Origin of the sequence: Tsukamurella soli (genome assembly GCF_039541155.1) — a bacterium.
GTDB classification, from domain to species: Bacteria; Actinomycetota; Actinomycetes; order Mycobacteriales; family Mycobacteriaceae; genus Tsukamurella; species Tsukamurella soli.
Window position 1 is genome coordinate 1 of sequence record NZ_BAABFR010000115.1, and the last position, 14618, is coordinate 14618.

General features: G+C 69.1%; 15 protein-coding genes and 1 other RNA gene. 3 read left to right on the plus strand and 13 right to left on the minus strand.

Annotated features, from left to right (window positions below; translation table 11 throughout):
- Positions 1-232 (minus strand): isochorismatase family protein (locus ABD908_RS23395; RefSeq protein WP_425584404.1); only part of this gene is annotated, 232 nt, incomplete at its 3' end.
- Between the two features lie 34 nt (positions 233-266).
- Positions 267-443, minus strand: coding sequence for a hypothetical protein (locus tag ABD908_RS23400; protein ID WP_345000556.1), 177 nt, complete (start codon positions 441-443; stop codon positions 267-269).
- A gap of 176 nt (positions 444-619) precedes the next feature.
- Between ABD908_RS23400 and ABD908_RS23405 the strand changes: the two genes are divergently transcribed.
- Positions 620-1066 carry a MarR family winged helix-turn-helix transcriptional regulator gene (locus ABD908_RS23405; protein ID WP_345000558.1) on the plus strand — a complete coding sequence of 149 codons (447 nt, stop codon included), beginning with the start codon at positions 620-622 and terminating at the stop codon, positions 1064-1066.
- Positions 1067-1157: 91 nt separating this feature from the next.
- Positions 1158-2291: an FAD-dependent oxidoreductase gene (locus tag ABD908_RS23410; RefSeq protein ID WP_345000560.1), complete on the plus strand. Its 1134-nt coding sequence runs from the start codon at positions 1158-1160 to the stop codon at positions 2289-2291.
- Positions 2292-2456: 165 nt separating this feature from the next.
- Here the strand turns inward: ABD908_RS23410 and ssrA are convergent.
- Both ssrA and smpB read right to left on the minus strand, forming a co-directional pair.
- Positions 2457-2829, minus strand: a transfer-messenger RNA (tmRNA) gene (ssrA, locus tag ABD908_RS23415).
- Positions 2830-3375: 546 nt separating this feature from the next.
- Positions 3376-3852 (minus strand): SsrA-binding protein SmpB, encoded by a 477-nt coding sequence (gene smpB, locus ABD908_RS23420; protein WP_345000582.1) that lies wholly within the window; start codon positions 3850-3852, stop codon positions 3376-3378.
- A gap of 80 nt (positions 3853-3932) precedes the next feature.
- On the opposite strand from smpB, the gene ABD908_RS23425 reads away from it, so the two are divergent.
- Positions 3933-4460, plus strand: coding sequence for a GNAT family N-acetyltransferase (locus ABD908_RS23425; protein WP_345000562.1), 528 nt, complete (start codon positions 3933-3935; stop codon positions 4458-4460).
- On the opposite strand, the gene ftsX is transcribed toward ABD908_RS23425, so the two are convergent.
- The 9 genes from ftsX to ABD908_RS23470 form a co-directional block, all read right to left on the minus strand.
- Positions 4445-5350 (minus strand): permease-like cell division protein FtsX, encoded by a 906-nt coding sequence (ftsX, locus tag ABD908_RS23430; protein ID WP_345000564.1) that lies wholly within the window; start codon positions 5348-5350, stop codon positions 4445-4447. The genes ABD908_RS23425 and ftsX overlap by 16 nt on opposite strands.
- A gap of 83 nt (positions 5351-5433) precedes the next feature.
- Complete coding sequence (gene ftsE / locus ABD908_RS23435) at positions 5434-6123, minus strand: cell division ATP-binding protein FtsE (RefSeq protein ID WP_345000566.1); 690 nt, start codon at positions 6121-6123, stop codon at positions 5434-5436.
- A gap of 27 nt (positions 6124-6150) precedes the next feature.
- Positions 6151-6837, minus strand: a complete 687-nt coding sequence (locus ABD908_RS23440; protein ID WP_345000568.1) for a hypothetical protein — start codon at positions 6835-6837, stop codon at positions 6151-6153.
- A complete protein-coding gene (locus ABD908_RS23445) occupies positions 6834-7703 on the minus strand; it encodes a mechanosensitive ion channel family protein (RefSeq protein ID WP_345000584.1) in 870 nt (289 codons plus the stop codon). Before ABD908_RS23445 ends, ABD908_RS23440 begins: the two co-directional genes overlap by 4 nt.
- 67 nt (positions 7704-7770) lie before the next feature.
- Entirely contained in the window at positions 7771-8889 is a 1119-nt protein-coding gene (gene prfB, locus ABD908_RS23450) for a peptide chain release factor 2 (RefSeq protein WP_345000570.1), read from the minus strand.
- A 51-nt stretch (positions 8890-8940) separates the two neighbouring features.
- Positions 8941-9327, minus strand: coding sequence for a hypothetical protein (locus ABD908_RS23455; RefSeq protein ID WP_345000572.1), 387 nt, complete (start codon positions 9325-9327; stop codon positions 8941-8943).
- Positions 9328-9381: 54 nt separating this feature from the next.
- A complete protein-coding gene (locus ABD908_RS23460; protein ID WP_345000574.1) occupies positions 9382-10008 on the minus strand; it encodes a hypothetical protein in 627 nt (208 codons plus the stop codon).
- A 65-nt stretch (positions 10009-10073) separates the two neighbouring features.
- A complete protein-coding gene (locus ABD908_RS23465; protein WP_345000576.1) occupies positions 10074-11774 on the minus strand; it encodes an ABC transporter family substrate-binding protein in 1701 nt (566 codons plus the stop codon).
- Positions 11774-13732 (minus strand): dipeptide ABC transporter ATP-binding protein, encoded by a 1959-nt coding sequence (locus tag ABD908_RS23470; RefSeq protein WP_345000578.1) that lies wholly within the window; start codon positions 13730-13732, stop codon positions 11774-11776. Before ABD908_RS23470 ends, ABD908_RS23465 begins: the two co-directional genes overlap by 1 nt.
- Positions 13733-14618: the final 886 nt, after the last annotated feature.

The following is a 14618-nucleotide window of genomic DNA, read 5'->3' on the forward strand; positions in this document are numbered from 1 at the left end:
GGCGCGGCGCGTCGACGTCGCTGCCGCCGGGCGCGTACATGCGGACGACGTGCACGATGGGACGTCGCGCTCCGCGGAACGCGGCGACGAGTCGCGCGAGGGCCGGGATCCGATCGGCGGTGCCCGCCACGGCGGACGGGCCGGTCACGAAATCGTGCTGCACGTCGATCACGAGCAGCGCGCTGCTGTCCCACTGCGGGGCGGTGTAGTCGGGCTCTGCGGTCGCTGCCACGGCTCCCATCGTGGCACGTGCCCGTGGATCGCAGTCAGGCGCGCACGACGTCGAGTTTGTCCTTGTCGACGAACAACGACACGGCGCCGGTCTGCGGGTCGACTCGCGCCGACACGGCGAGCCGCTTGGACTTGCGCCACTTCTTCCCGCGCGAGATCGTCACGCGGTACGTACCGTCAGCGAACAGGTTCAGGTCCGAGATGTCATCCATGAGGTCGATCGTCCGCCGGATCCCACCTCGTTCCCCGTACAGGACTTGGGAGTTCGGTGTGAGCCCGAGTCGCAGCGTGGAGGACGGAACCTGCCGTACTCACGGTCTCTCTCCGAGCCGCCCCGACCATAGTTCAATGGTTGACTGTTTTATATTTGACTGTTAGCTTATTGATCATGGTCTTATCGCAGAGCACACTCACCGACAGCCTCGAGCTGATGCGCTGGATCGGCTGGGCTCAGCGGAAGGCCGGCGAAGACTGGACTCGGGCTCGCGAGATCAGCTTCGAGCAGAGCTTCGTCCTCGCCTACCTGGTCCGCAATCCCGGTGCGATCCAACGCGACATCGCTCAGACGACTCGCACGAGCGCGGCGAACGTCTCGAGTCTCCTACAGGGACTCGAACGCAATGGCCTCGTCGAGCGCCGCACAGAGGGCGGCAACGGACGAAGCAAACGCGTCTATGCGACGCCGGTCGCCGCGCAGCTGATCACCGGACTCGATGCCGCCATGGCGGCCGCTGACGAGGCGATCCTGGCCCCGCTGAATCAGGCCGAGCGTGCCCTGCTTCACACCCTCCTCACGAAGATCACGGCTGAGCTGCCGCATCCCACCGGCTCGTAACCACGAGTCCGCGGCGTAGTCCGCACCCACACACCACCGCGCACCAGGACTCGCTGGCGCGCGTCCGAACCAACCCGAAAAGGAAGCAGAAATGCACACCCCTGTCACGATCATCGGCGCGGGCCTCGGCGGCCTCACGCTTGCCCGCGTCCTGCACGTCCACGGAATCCCCGTCACGGTCTACGAGGGGGAATCCTCCGCGGCAGTACGCACCCAGGGCGGGATACTCGACATCCACGACTACAACGGCCAGATCGCACTCGCTGCGGCCGCGCTGACGGACGAGTTCCGCGGCATAATCCTCCACGGCCATCAGGCCATGCGGATCCTCGCCCCGGACGCGACCGTTCTGTTCGACCAGCTCGACGACGGCACCGGCGCCCGTCCGGAGGTGCAACGCGGCGAGTTGCGGCAGATCCTGCTCGACTCGCTCCCCGTCGACACCGTCGAGTGGGGGCACAAGGTGACCGGCGTCAGGGCCCTCGGAGAGGGGTGCCACGAGGTCTCGTTCGCTAACGGCAACACCGTCACCACGAGCCTGCTGGTCGGCGCAGACGGTGCGTGGTCGCGCGTTCGCGCCCTGCTGTCCCCCGCGACACCGAAGTACGTCGGCATGACCTACGTCGAGACCTACCTGTTCGACGCCGACACCCGTCATCGCGCCACCGCCCAGGCGGTCGGCGCAGGTTCGATGGCCGCGCCAGCGCCTGGCGGAAAGGGCATCCAGGCTCAGCGAGAGAAGGGCGGAACCATCCACAGCTACGTGGTGCTCCCCAAACCGCACGACTGGTTCACTGCGATCGATTTCACCGACACCGCCGCAGCGACCACACGAATCGCAGCAGAGTTCGACGGATGGGCTCCCGAGTTGACTGCGCTGATCACCGATGGCGACATCCCGCCGGTCCTGCGCCCCATCTACGCCCTTCCGGGCGGGCACCGATGGGACCGGGTGCCAGGGATCACGCTGATCGGCGACGCCGCTCATCTCGCGGCACCGAACGGCGAAGGCGCCAACCTCGCCATGTACGACGGCGCCGAACTCGGCAAGGCCCTCGCAGCGCATCCCGGCGACAGCGAGACCGCCCTCACCGAGTACGAGCAGGCGATGTTCCCGCGCGCCGCCGAGGGCGCCGCCAGCGGAGCCGAACTGCACGAACTCTCCGAGGACGACCCGGCCGAAGCTCTGATCCAGGCGTTCAGCGCACACAGACAGACCTCGTAACCGGCTTACGCGATTGCGCACATCCCGACAGTGGACGCCGAACAGATGGACACGGCACTCGACGCAGCCCGCACAGCGTGCGGCCACAATGCGGCCAACGGGTCCGTCGCCTCTCTGCGGGGCAAAGAAAAAGTCCCTGACCTGGCATTCCAGATCAGGGACTTCTCGTGGAGCTGCCGGGAATTGAACCCGGGTCCTCCGTCACCTCTGCGGGGCTTCTCCGTGCGCAGTCCGCTACGTCTCTACTTGGATCTCCCGGTCACGCGGACAAGCCGGGATGACGATCCCAGTCGCTGTTTGATGTCCCCCGAGGCTCCGCGACCGAGCCCCGAGGTGGGTCCCTCTAGATGACGCCAGTATCCGGGTCGAGGGCATCCCCGGGCTGACGGACCAGCTCTGCTACTTAGGCAGCGAGAGCGAAGTCGCGCTGATTGGAATCGGCGCTTAATTGGTTGCTGCGACGCTCATACGGTGGTCTCCAGCCTGCACCGGCACGCTTCCCCCGCGTCGACAAACGAAGTCGAAACCGATCAGCCCCTCGTTCGCCCGCCTCAGCGGAGCCCGCCCGGATGGGCGGATCACCCATGGTACACGGGCCCCGTCGGCGGCCGCCAGGGGATTCATCGGCCCCCGGCGCGCCCACCGGCGCCGGCGTCCGCGGACGCCTCCCGGCGATGGCGGAGCGCACCGCTGTCGCTGCGCACCCCGCCTCGCCGGCGGATCACTGCGACCGCTCAGACCAGCGCGGCGCGCACGCCGGCGTTGCTGGCGGTCATGTTGGCGAGGACGGTCAGCAGGACCGAACCGAGCCTGCGGACGATGGCTGACACCCGCGAATCCTGCACGATGAACTCCTCTATCATTCGTCTCACGAGTCACACCAGTAACTCTAGAAACTATGATCCAGGCGCTGACCAGCAGTTTCAACCAATGTTATCGAGTCGTGACCAAATGAATGACAGCTGTGTGATTCCTATCGCTCCACTGTCCGCCCACGCGGACACCCGGCGAGGCGCCCGGGAACCGGCTACGACACCCGGTTCCCAGCCCCAGCTGTCGCCTCGCGTCGGGCTACGACGGTGACCTACCCGCGGATGCCCTTGACCCGGCGGCCGATCTCCCGGACGATCTCGCGCTCGGCGGTCCGGCGGGCGATGTCGGCGCGCTTGTCGTGCTCCTGCTTGCCCTTGGCGAGGGCGAGCTCGACCTTCACCCGGCCGTCGTTGAAGTACATCGACAGCGGGACGAGCGTCTGGTTGCCGTCCCGGATCTTGCCCACCAGCGAGTCGATCTCGCGGCGGTGCAGGAGGAGCTTGCGGGTGCGGCGCGGGGCGTGGTTGGTCCAGGTACCGCCGCCGTACTCCGGGATGTGCAGGCCGCGCAGCCACACCTCACCGTCGTCGATGGTGGCGAACGCGTCCACCAGCGACGCCTTGCCCTCGCGCAGCGCCTTGACCTCGGTACCGACCAGCGCGACCCCGGCCTCATAGGTATCGAGGATCGTGTAGTTGTGGCGCGCCTTGCGATTGGTCGCGATGGCCTTGCGCCCCTTCTCCTTCACCGGTTCGGCCTCTCTAGTCTCGATGGTGAGCAACCCGACCATCCTACGAGCCCGCACGTAGCCGGGGGAATCGAGTTTCCGTGACCGCCTCCCTGCATCCCTCCCCCGCGATCGTGTGCGACGCCGCCGACATCGTCCACCTGCGTGATCGGCTCGCACAATGGATGGTGGACACCGGCATCCGGCAATGGACCCCCGGTGAATACCCGGTCCAGCTGGCCGCCGACGAGGCCGCGCGCGGCGAGTGGCATGTCGTACGCGACGCCGCCGGGTGCCTGGTCGCGACGGTGCGGGTCGTCTGGTGCGATCCGGACTTCTGGGGCCCGGGCGATCAGGGTGGCGACGCGCCCGCCGGCTACGTGCACGGCCTGATGGTGGCGCCCGGGTCGCCGGTCCGCGGCCGCGACCTGCTCGACCATGTCGCCGAGCTCACCGTCGCACGCGGCCTGGACCGGCTGCGTCTCGACTTCGTCAGCCACAGCGACGCGCTGCGCCGGTTCTACGTCGGCTACGGCTTCCGCGAGGTGCGACGCACCGTCCTTCCCGCGCCGTTCCCCCGCATGGAGATCAGCCTGATGGAGCTGCCGCTGCCCTACTCGCGCACGTAGTAGCGCAGCGTCACGTACCCGGTCACGGCGGCGAACACCGCTCCGACCACGATCAGCCACGGCGCCACCAGCAGCACGTCGGCCGACGTGATCTTGGCGAGGATGTTGACGCCGTAGAGCTCCTTGAGGGCACGGTCGAAGAACAGGCCCTTCGCGGCGATCAGGCCGACGATCGCGAGCACCGCGCCGACCAGCGCTGCGACCACCGCCTCCAGCAGGAACGGCAGCTGCGTGTACCAGCGGGTGGCACCGACCAGCCGCATGATCGTCACCTCGGTACGTCGGGTGTACGCCGCGACCTGCACGGTGTTGGCGATCAGAAGGATCGCCGCGACCGCCTGGATCAGGGCCACCGCGAATGCGGCGTCGCGGGCGCCGCCGAGCACCGAGAACACGCGGTTCACCAGGTCCCGCTGATCGAGCACACTCGCCACCCCCGGCTTGCCTTTGATCGAGTCGATGACGGCCGAGAACCTGCTCTGGTCGCCGATCCGCACCTTGAACGACGCGGGCAACGCACCCTGACGGACCAGGGACGCGAGCTCGGGCTGGTTCGCGAAGGTCTTGGTGACGGCGTCGTGGTAGGCATCGGCCTTGGAGATGTAGTCGACGCGGTCGACTCCCGACATCGCCTTGATCGAGTCCCGCAGCGACGTGCACTCCGACTGGAGGCAGTCGGGGTCGGACGCGGACAGCTTGTCGTCGAGGAACACCTGGACCTCGACTCGCTGCAGGAAGATGTCCTGGCTCTTGTCGACCATCCGCACCACCAGCAGACCGCCACCGAACAGCGCCAGCGAGATGGCGGTCGTGAGGATCATGGCGATCGTCATGGAGACGTTGCGCCGCAATCCGGTGGCGACCTCGTTCGTGATGAAACTCGCGCGCATAAGCGGTGATCAGTCCTTAGCTGGAAGGGAGCCCTCGGAAGGGGTTACGACCCGGTACGGCGGGCCGAGCGGATGTCGGTGGTCTACCGGCCCAGGCCGTAGACGCCGGTGGCATCGTCTCGGACCAGCTCGCCCAGGCGGAACTCGACGACGCGCCGGCGCATGGCATCGACGATGTGCCGGTCGTGGGTGGCCATGACGACGGTGGTACCGGCACGGTTGATGCGGTCGAGGACGCTCACGATCTCGGAGCTGGTGTCGGGGTCGAGGTTGCCGGTGGGCTCGTCGGCGAGCAGGACCAGTGGGCGGTTGGCGATCGCACGCGCGATCGCGACCCGCTGCTTCTCACCGCCGGACAGCTCGCCGGGCATGCGGTCGGCCTTACCGCCGAGCCCCACGTAGTCGAGAACCTCCGGCACCGTCTTGCGGATCTGCGCCTGCGACTTGCCGATCACCTCGAGGCCGAACGCGACGTTGTCGGCGACCGACTTCTGCTGCAGCAGCCGGAAGTCCTGGAAGACGCACCCGATCGACTGCCGTAAGGCGGGGATCCGGCGGCCCGGGATCTTGGACACGTGGAAGTCGCCGACCCGGATGTCACCGGACGTGGCCCGGTCCTCCCGGATCAACAGATGGAAGAACGTGGACTTGCCTGACCCGGACGGGCCGATCAGGAACACGAACTCGCCCTTCTCGATCTCCAGCGACAGGTCCTGCAGGGCCGGCCTGGCCGAGGACTTGTACTTCTTGGTGACGTTCTGGACGCTGATCACGGTCGCCCAGTGTAGCCAGGGCGGCGCCTATGCCGGTGGAACCGAGGTCGTCGGGGCGCCGCCCAATGCCTGCGGGACCCCGTCGCCGTAGCGGCCCGGCTCCGTCGTCACGCCGCCCGTGTCCCGGCCACCGTCGTCCTGCGTATCGGTGTCCTGCGTCTGCGTGTCCTGGTCCCCGGACTGCCGGCCCCCGGTGCGGTCTGTCGAACCGGCCGTCGACGGCCCCGTGGTCTCGGTCGAAGCACGTGCCCCCGAGCCGCGCACGCCCGACGGCCCCGCCGACTCCGACTCGCCGATGACACCGGACTCCGGGGACTCGGACACGTCGCTGGACTCCGACGGCGGCTCCGAAGTCACGGACCGGCGCTCCGTCGGGCGCCAGGTGCTGGTGTAGGTGGGCAGGATCGGCGCCTGGTACGCCGTGGTCGCCGCGGGCTGGGTCGGAGCGAGTACGACCTCGGGGCGCCAATGCAGGTAGGCGTACGCGCACACCAGAAAGGCGATCAGCAGCAGCGCGGTGCTGGTGCGTAGCCGAGTATGCGGCACGTAGCGCGGCAGCAACTCCCAGAACGGCGGGCGCGGGGGCCGCGGTGGGCGCGATCGCCTGCCCGCGCCGGGCCGGGTCGGTCCGCCCCCGGGCCGGGCGGGTTCGTCCCCGGATCGGGAGTCCCGAGGATCGCTCCCGGACTGCCCGCCCCCGGTCGGCGTGGTCATCGCTTGTCCTCCGATCGGGTCGGCACCGGACCGGTGGTGGGGTCGCCACCGTCGCGGGCGGTCGCGTCGACGGCGATGCCGAGGGTGGCCAACGCCCGGACGATCCGTGCGCGCAGATTGCGCCCCACCTCGAACTGCTTGCCCGGCAGGGTCCGCGCGACCATCCGCAGGTTGACGTGGTCGACGTCGATCGACTCGACGCCCATGAGGGTGGGCTCGTCGAGCAGCAGGGTGGACAGCAGCGGGTCCGTGAACGCGCGCTCACCCACCCGGTGCAGCAACTCGTTGACTCGGCCCATGTCGACGCCGAGGGGCACCGGGATGTCGATGACGGCCCGCGCCCAGTCCTTCGACAGGTTGGTCGCCTTGAGGATCTGCCCGTTGGGGACCGTGATCACCTCGCCGTCGGCGTTGCGCAGCTTGGTCACGCGCAGCGTCACGTCCTCCACAGTGCCGCTCGCCGTGGCGTTCGCGGTGATGGTCAGCTCGATGACGTCGCCGAAGCCGTACTGCTTCTCGGTGATCAGGAAGAACCCCGCGAGCAGGTCCTGCACCACGCGTTGGGCACCGAAGCCCACCGCGGCACCGATGACGGTGGCGGGCGCCACGAGCGCGGAGATCGGGACCCCGAGCGCGTGCACCACGTTGTAGGCGGCCACCAGATACACCACGGCGATCGCGACCCAGCTGATCACCTGGATGAGCGCGTGCTGGTGCTTTGCCGACTCGGTGCGCACCAGCGAGTCGCTGTGCGCGAACTGGGCGTCGATCCGGGCCGTCACCCGCGCGGACGACCAGTTGACGAATCGGTTCAGGAGCACCGCCGCGATCATCCACATCACGATCGGCAGGACGTGATCGACCATGACCTCCCGCCAGCCGTCGAAGCTGGGGAGGACCTTGCCGGCGATCAGCGCAGCTCCGGCATGGCGGCTAAGCAGCATCGTGTCCGTTCATCCGCCACCGGATACCCGCCTCGATGAAGCCGTCCAGGTCACCGTCGAGCACCGCCGATGGGTTGTTGACCTCGTACTCGGTGCGCAGGTCCTTGACCATCTGGTACGGGTGCAGCACGTAGGAGCGCATCTGATTACCCCAGGACGCGCCCTCGTTGGTCTTCAGCGCATCCATCTCGGCCCGCTCCTCCAGCCGCTTGCGCTCGAGTAGCTTGGCCGAGAGCACCTTCATCGCCGAGACCTTGTTCTGCAGCTGGGACTTCTCGTTCTGGCAGGTGACGACGATGCCGGTGGGGATGTGGGTCAGGCGCACGGCCGAGTCGGTGGTGTTGACCGACTGGCCGCCGGGACCGGAGGAGCGGTAGACGTCCACACGGACATCGTTCTCGTCGATGTCGATGTGGTCGGTGGTCTCCACCACGGGTAGCACCTCGACCTCGGCGAACGACGTCTGGCGTCTGCCCTGGTTGTCGAACGGGCTGATCCGCACCAGCCGGTGGGTGCCCATCTCGACGGACAGCGTGCCGTAGGCGTAGTCGGTCTTGATGGCGAAGGTGGCGGACTTGAGCCCGGCCTCCTCGGCGTAGCTGGTGTCGTAGATCTCGACCCCGTAGCCGTGCTTCTCGGCCCACCGGATGTACATCCGCATCAGCATCTCGGCCCAGTCGGCGGCGTCCACGCCGCCTGCACCCGAGCGGATGTTGACCAGCGCGTCCCGGTGGTCGTACTCCCCCGAGAGCATGGTCTTGACCTCCATGGCCTCGATCTCGACACGCAACAGGGTGCGATCGGCGTCGGCCTCGGCGCGCGCGGACTCGCCGGCCGGCCCCTCCTCGGCTTCGGCGAGCTCGTACATGATCGGCAGGTCGTCGAGGCGTTGCCGCAGGTCACTGACCCGGCGCAGCTGCGCCTGCGCGTGTGACAGCTCGCTGGTGACCTGCTGGGCGTTGGCCTGGTCGTTCCACAGCTCGGGGTCGGCGGCCTTCTGCTCCAGCTCGTCCACGCGCCGACGCAACTCGTCGAGGTCCAGAACCTTCTCCACGGTCTGCAGCGTGGTGTCGAGGCTCTCGATGTCTGCGGAAACGTCTGGATGCACGGCGGCAACCCTACCCGCGCGGCGTGAACGGCAGGCCACCACCGGGACGTGTCAGTACTGTCCCGGACCGCCGAACTCGTCCGAGCCGACGTCCATCGTGCCGACCTTCCAGGTGGTGTCGACCTTGCCGACCTTGTAGACCACAGGCAACTGATCTCCGGGCTCCGGCCAGGTGTCGGCCATCTTCCACACGAACTTGCCGTAGATCTCTCGAGGGGCCGTGGAGGGTCCGGCCACGGTGCCGCTCATCGTGACGAACGCGTCGCCGTTCCTGTCACCGTCGAGCGGCCGCGGCGAGACCCCCGTCAGCGTCAGCGTGCCCTGCTCGAGGCCGATCTGCGGGTTGAGCGTGCCGTTGACGCCGGCCCGGGCGCGCCGCCAACTCAGCCCGGCGGCGACCAGTACCGCCGCGATCAGGACGATCCAGATCAATGCCACGAGTGTGCTCCCTGTGCTCCGCGGATACCTGTCGTCCAGGTTAGCCTCCGTCCGCTATGCCGGGTCCGTGCCCATCACCGCGGCGTACCAGAACCCACAGGTCAGGCCCACGATCGCCGACCCGGGCAGTGCGGCCCCGCTGCCGAACGCCACACACCACATCAGCGCCGGCGCGAGCCCCGCCGTCCCGAGCGGAGCGTCCGTCGCGAGCCGCCGCCGCAGGGTGCCGACGGTGGCCGCCCGCTCGGCCAGGGCATCGGGCGAGTACGCCGGAGCGTCGATCAGCCGCCCGGGCGGCGGGGTGCGCCGCGCCCGGCCGCACGGGAGGGCGACGACACCGTCGGAGGTGACGACCGCGTGGGCTCGGCCGCGCCGCGAGACCCGGCCGACGGTGCCGGTCCGGATCGCGAGCAGGCCGGGGTGGAAGTACACCGGCTGCCAGAGGGCCCCGGCGCCGGACGGGGATCCGTCGGGGGCGAACGGGTCGGGCGTGAGCTCCAGCCAGCCATGCGAGACGACCCGGTGCTCCGACCGGACGCGGGCGAGCGTCGCCGTCGGCCCCGGTGCGGCGCGGCCGGCGAGCCCGGCCCGACCGAGCCGGAACACGGCGACCCCCGCCACCACCAGGAACAGCAGCACCAGTACGGCCCGGGCGTCAGACCCCGCACGCGCGCCGACCACGACGCACTCGACGAGGACCAGGCCGGTCAGCGCCGCCGGGTACCGCAGCCCTGCGTCAGCCCGCCCTATTTGAGCCAGCCGATCTTGGTGACGTCGATGTCGCCGAAGCCGGTTGCGCCGAAGTTCACGAGGTTCTTCTTGGTGGCGTAGCTGTACGGCCGCTGGTAGAGCGGAAGGCTGTGGCCCTCCTGCCAGACCAGGGCGTCGAGGCGGTTGGCGAGCTCGATCTGCTTGGCCGGGTCGAGCTCGGCCTCCACCTGGGTCGCGAGCGCGTTGATCTGAGCCGAGCCGATCTGCCCGTAGTTCTGCATCGTCTGACCCGGGATCTTCTGGTAGATCGACAGCGACGAGGACGCCGGGAACAGGGTTCCCTCCCACGTGAAGATCGTGGTGTCGAAGTTGCCCAGGTTGATGTATTTGGGCAGGAAATCGTCGCTGGGCACGGTGTCGATGATCAGGTTGATACCGACGTCCTTCAGGTTCTGCTGGATCAGCTGCGACTCCTGCGCGGCGTTGTCCGTGTCGGAGGGGATGGTGACGTGCACGTCGAGCTGCTTGCCGTTCTTCTTGCGGAACTGCCCGTCGAGCTTCCAGCCGTCGGCGTCGAGCTGCTTGCGCGCCGCGTCCGGGTCGAAGGTGATGCCGCCGTTGTTCGCCTGGTACCCCTTCTCACCCGCCACGTAGATGTGGTTGTTGAGCACGGTCGGATCGGAGGTGATCGGGCCGAGCAGCGCTCTGGCGATGAGGTCGCGGTTGATGGCCCGCATGATCGCGATCCGCACGGCGGGGTCGGCGGTGATCCGGCCGGGCGCGCCGTTGAAGTCGAAGTGCCGCCATTGGAAGCCGGCGGACTGCCGGATGTCCACGTTCTTCAGCCCACGCGCGACCTTGAAGGCGTCGATGCTGCTGCCGAGGTCGGTGAAGTCGATCTCGCCGTTCTGTAGCGCGCCGATGGTCGCGGACGAGTCCAGCGCCAAGTAGGTGATGGTGTCGAGCACCGGCCTGGCACCCCACCACCCGGGGTTGCGCTCGACGACGACCCGCTTCGCGCCGGCATCGACGGTGCGGATCCGGAAGGGCCCGGCGGTGGGCACCGGCTTGCTGACGTAGCCGGTGTTGAACGAGTCGGGCGTCGCGTTGACCTCGCGCGCCTCGAGGCCGCTGAACTCGCCCTTCCAGTCGCCGAAGGGACGCGCGTAGGTGACGATCGCCTGTTTGTCGGACGCTCCACGGGTGACGGACGCGATGTCCTCGTAGCCGGTGGTCGACGAGTTCTGATACGCCGTGTTCGAGCCGTTCAGGGCCTTCCACTGGGCCGCGAGGTCGGTCCAGTCGATGGGTCGGCCCGTGGACCAGGTGGCCTTGGGGTTGATGTCGTAGGTGACGACCTGCTTGCCGTCCTGCATCTGCTCCGTGATCGACGTGAAGTAGTCGGTGTCCAGCGAGAGGGTGCCGTCGGGCGCCGCGGTGAACGTCCTCGGCAGCAGCGCCTCCGCCATCTGCGACATGTCCACGCTGGTGCCCTGGATCTGGTTGTAGTTCCAGTTGGCGATCCACTGGCTGATCGGCCAGTTCATGTTGCCGCCCTGCTTGAGGTCGGACAGCGGGTGCGGGTTGATCACCGCCTGCGCCGTGAAGCTCGCCGGTGCCCCCGCCCCCGTCGAGGGCGTGTCACTGCTGCAGGCCGCGACGCTCCCGCCGACCAGGGCCGCCACAGCCAGCGGGGCCACCAGCGCGCGCCACCGTCGGATGCCGAATCTCCCCATCACGCTTCTCCTTCACCCTCGCCCGGCGCGATCGCCGGGGCCTCGACGCCTTCCACCGCGTCCACCAGTTCGGCGGCGCGTGCCACGCGTTGCCGCGCCACCGCCGGGTCCGGGACCGGGACCGCCGCGAGCAGCGCCCGCGTGTACGGATCCTGCGGCGCGCCGAACACCTGCTCCGTCGTGCCAGTCTCTACGAACTCGCCCGCGCGCATGACCGAAACGTCGTGGGCCAGATACCTCACCACGGACAGGTCGTGCGAGACGAACAGGTACGCGAGTCCCAATTCTGCCTGCAGATCCTGCAGTAGGTTGAGCACGCCCGCCTGGATCGACACATCGAGGGCGGAGACGGGCTCGTCGAGCAGCAGGATGTCCGGGCGCAGTGCGAGCGCGCGGGCGATGCCGATGCGTTGACGCTGCCCGCCCGAGAACTGCGCCGGGAACCGGTCGGCGTGTTCGGGCCGCAGTCCCACCTGCTCCATCAGTTCCCGAACCCGGGCGCGCCGCTCGCTGTCGCCCACGCCGTGCACGCGCAACGGTTCGGCGATCAGCTCGCTGACCGGCAGCCGCGGGTCGAGTGAGCCCATCGGGTCCTGGAACACGACCTGCATCCGGGCCCGCAGGCGCCGCTGCTCCCTGGTGGTGAGTGCGTACGGCTCGGTCCCGAACAGCTCGATCCTGCCGTGGCGGGGCCGGGTGAAGCCGAGGATCTCCATGAGCGTCGTGGACTTGCCGCACCCGGACTCACCCACGATGGCCATCGTCCGGCCCGCCCGCAGCTCGAAGCCGACGCCGCGCACGGCCTCGAACTCGCCGGCCCGCCGCCGCAGGACCGCGCCCTTGTACAGCGGGTAGGTCACATGGAGGTCGGAGACGCGCAGCACCACGTCGCCGGCCGGCGGCTCGGCGACACCGTCGGCGTCCTGGACCCCGTAGGCCTCCTCCGGCGCCAGTCGGCGCACCTCCCCGGCACGTATGCAGGCGGCGGCGTGGTCGCGTTCGACGGTGTCGGGGACGGGCAGCAGCTCGGGCTCGGCGTCGGCGCACTGGTCGATCGCCATCGGGCAGCGCGGCGCGAACGGGCAGCCCGGCGGCAGGTCGGCGGGCGACGGCGGCGCGCCTTCGATGGGCACGAGCCGTCGACGATCCCCGTCGACCCGCGGGACCGCCCCCAGCAGCCCCAGTGTGTACGGCATCGCGGGCTCGGCGAACAGCGGCCCGACGGGTGCGGTCTCTACCGCCCGCCCGGCGTACATCACGACGGCCCGGTCGGCGACGCCCGCGACGACTCCCAGGTCGTGCGTCACCAGGATCACACCGGCGCCAGTCATGTCGCGCGCCTTGGTGAGCAGGTCGAGGACCTGGGCCTGGACGGTGACGTCGAGGGCGGTGGTGGGCTCGTCGGCGATGATCAGGTCGGGGTCGTTCGCGATGGCCATCGCGATCACGACGCGTTGCCGCATGCCCCCGGACAGCTCGTGCGGGAACGTACGGGCCCGGCGCTCGGGTTCCGGGATGCCCACCAGACCGAGCAGTTCGACGGCGCGCGCCGCGGCGGCCCGGCGGTCGAGCCTGCGGTCGTGCACGCGCAGCGCCTCGGCGATCTGGTCGCCCACGCGATAGATCGGCGTGAGCGCGGTGAGCGGGTCCTGGAACACCATCGACACCGAGGTGCCGCGCACCCGCGAGAGTTCCCGGTCCGAGAGGCCGAGCAGCTCGCGCCCGCGAAGCTCGATCGAGCCCCGGACGCGCGCGGTGTCGGGCAGCAGCCCCATGACGGCGAGCGACGACACCGACTTCCCCGATCCGGACTCGCCGACAACAGCCAGCACCTCGCCGGGCCGCACCTCGAAGCTCACACCGCGGACGGCCGGGACGGGCCCGGATTCGGAGGGGAAGGTCACGTGCAGGTCCGACACCCGCAGTACGGGGGTGTCGGCCTCCTGTCGGGTGGTCACGACTGCCGGCTCCGGCTGCCCGGGTCGAGCGCATCGCGCAGCCCGTCCCCGACCAGGTTGGTCGCCAGCACGATCAGCACCAGCGAGCCGCAGCAGTACAGGAACAGCCACGGGTACGTCAGCGCCGACGAGGTGCCGGCCGCGATCAGCGTGCCGAGCGAGATGTCGGGCGGTTGGACGCCGAAGCCGAAGAAGCTCAGCGTCGACTCGCCGACGATCGCCGCGCCGACGTTGAGCGTCACGTCGACGACCAGGATCGACGCCATGCTCGGCAGGATGTGACGCGTGATCACCGAGCGCCGCGACGCGCCCATGAACTGGGCGGCGCGCACGAACTCCCGCTGCCGCAGCGACAGCGTCACCGCCCGCACCATCCGCGAGGTCACCATCCAGCCGAACGCCCCCAGCAGCAGGACCAGGATCAGGTAGTTGCGGCCCTTGAACCACGGGCTGCAGATGGCGATGATCACGAACGACGGCACCACCAGCAGCACCTGCGTGACCCAGGTGAGGACGCGATCGGTCAGGCCCAGCAGGTAGCCTCCGGTCGCCCCCACCACTGCGGCGAGCGTGGTCGACAGCAACGCGACCAGAAATGCGATCACCAGTGACTTCTGCAGCCCCCGCATGGTCTGCGCGAACACGTCCTGGCCGATCGCATTGGTGCCGAACCAGTGGCGCGGACTGGGCGGATGCAGCAGCTCGACCGGGTCGATCTGCTGGTAGTCGTAGGGGTAGAGGTGCGGCACGACGAACGCCGCGACCAGCATCACCACGAGGATCGCCACACCGACCATCGCCAGCCGGTCGTGCAGCAGGCGGCGCAGCACGAGCCGGGGGCGGCCGACCGCGGCACGCTCGCCGAAGTCGGATCGTAGCCATGTCG

Coding starts and splice junctions, on each gene's coding strand:
- ABD908_RS23440 (WP_345000568.1), bottom strand. CDS start 6,837: ATGACCACGCCGACCGGGGGCGGGCAGTCCGGGAGCGATCCTCGGGAC.
- ABD908_RS23405 (WP_345000558.1), top strand. CDS start 620: ATGGTCTTATCGCAGAGCACACTCACCGACAGCCTCGAGCTGATGCGC.
- ftsX (WP_345000564.1), bottom strand. CDS start 5,350: ATGCGCGCGAGTTTCATCACGAACGAGGTCGCCACCGGATTGCGGCGC.
- ABD908_RS23410 (WP_345000560.1), top strand. CDS start 1,158: ATGCACACCCCTGTCACGATCATCGGCGCGGGCCTCGGCGGCCTCACG.
- ABD908_RS23445 (WP_345000584.1), bottom strand. CDS start 7,703: ATGGTCGATCACGTCCTGCCGATCGTGATGTGGATGATCGCGGCGGTG.
- ABD908_RS23400 (WP_345000556.1), bottom strand. CDS start 443: ATGGATGACATCTCGGACCTGAACCTGTTCGCTGACGGTACGTACCGC.
- ABD908_RS23465 (WP_345000576.1), bottom strand. CDS start 11,774: ATGGGGAGATTCGGCATCCGACGGTGGCGCGCGCTGGTGGCCCCGCTG.